Annotated in this window: 3 protein-coding genes; all 3 read right to left on the minus strand. The window is 39.8% G+C overall.

Annotation, left to right across the window (positions count from 1 at the left end):
• Window positions 1-26: 26 nt before the first annotated feature.
• The 3 genes from BKK52_RS13170 to BKK52_RS13180 are packed head-to-tail and all read right to left on the minus strand — an operon-like array spanning window position 27 to window position 1,175.
• Complete coding sequence (locus BKK52_RS13170) at window positions 27-404, minus strand: hypothetical protein (RefSeq protein ID WP_077474803.1); 378 nt, start codon at window positions 402-404, stop codon at window positions 27-29.
• Window positions 405-458: 54 nt separating this feature from the next.
• On the minus strand, window positions 459-785 hold the full coding sequence (locus BKK52_RS13175; protein WP_077414263.1) for a MoaF-related domain-containing protein: 327 nt from the start codon (window positions 783-785) through the stop codon (window positions 459-461).
• Between the two features lie 15 nt (window positions 786-800).
• Window positions 801-1,175, minus strand: coding sequence for a nuclear transport factor 2 family protein (locus BKK52_RS13180; RefSeq protein ID WP_077420411.1), 375 nt, complete (start codon window positions 1,173-1,175; stop codon window positions 801-803).
• Between the last annotated feature and the right edge of the window lie 92 nt (window positions 1,176-1,267).

Genomic DNA, 1,267 nt, shown 5'->3' on the forward strand with positions numbered 1-1,267 from the left:
AGTGCGGTCAATTTTTCACGTGTTTTTTAAATACCTTGTGTCAAACGCTCAAACACCGCAATACTCATTGGGGTTTGGCTTTTGATTAACAGGATATGATTGACCCGCCTTACCAACTGCAATGTATAATTCGAAAAACGCAAAGTGGTATCCGTCCAATCTAAATAACTGTATTGGGTTTCCAGTAAATTTTTACGGTCGGAAAATTGAGGGATAAGATAAAAATAATGATGTAAAGCTTGATGGTAATCAGAGAAAGATACTTCTTCGATGTAGAATATTTTTCCTTCCCTTTCAATATGTTGTGAACGTACTAGCTTACCACGTTGTAATAATCGTGCGGGCTGCTTACCAATAAGATAAAAAATAGTAATGGTAATAATGAGTGTGATGAGAATCCACATATCCGACTTGTCAAAAAGGTTGTCTGAAAACCATTTTCAGACAACCAAATTTAATTAACGCACTAGGTTAAAACTACCTTCCAAATTCAAAAAGTCGTGATTTGGTAAAGTAATATTGGTAAAGACTTTATTTTGATTAAAATCTTCAACGTGAACAACGGTTGAACCGTCTGGTTCTTTCCAGTAAACCATAAACACGCCACTTGCCACTTCTTTTGCCGTATATTCTACGGTCACCACCGGCTCAGCAACCGGTGCGGCATTACCAATACTGGTAAATTCCATCGTTTTTCCATCCGCTTTAAAATCAAGATGATAAGCGAGATCACCAAAACGGGCTTCATAAATGTGACCGATAGCCGGATAGTTTGATTGTGCCATAGTTTTTCTCCTTATTTATTTGACCGGAAACATTGCATGCCCATTGGCTGATTGTGCCGCCGGCACTTCTTCTTGCATCACGTCCCAATGTTCAACCACTTTGCCGTTTTCCAAACGGAAAATATCCACGGCTAACATGGTTTTACCCGCCCAACCGGTATAGCGACCATGCACCATCACATAATCCCCGTCTTCCATAATGATGCCTTGTTCATAGCTCATCGCTTGTGCATCAGGCGATTGGATAAAACCGCGTAAAACATCCAAACCATTAGGCATAGAGGGATTATGTTGAATCATATCCCCCGCCCAAAAGGTTTCGGCTTTTGCCACATCCTTTTGGTTGAATACCACATCCAAGTAATCACTAATGATTTTTGCATTAGACATAAAATTTCCTCTTAGATTAAATAAATGTAAAACACCTTACCATCAGACTAAACCGAACCCAAATCCCACCCAACCAAGGCAAGGCAAGGCAA

Source organism: Rodentibacter trehalosifermentans (assembly GCF_002000545.1).
Classification (GTDB): domain Bacteria; phylum Pseudomonadota; class Gammaproteobacteria; order Enterobacterales; family Pasteurellaceae; genus Rodentibacter; species Rodentibacter trehalosifermentans.

Bases quoted from the DNA above. Each gene is read 5' to 3' on its own strand.
- BKK52_RS13180 (WP_077420411.1), bottom strand. From the start codon at position 1,175: ATGTCTAATGCAAAAATCATTAGTGATTACTTGGATGTGGTATTCAAC.
- BKK52_RS13170 (WP_077474803.1), bottom strand. From the start codon at position 404: ATGTGGATTCTCATCACACTCATTATTACCATTACTATTTTTTATCTT.
- BKK52_RS13175 (WP_077414263.1), bottom strand. From the start codon at position 785: ATGGCACAATCAAACTATCCGGCTATCGGTCACATTTATGAAGCCCGT.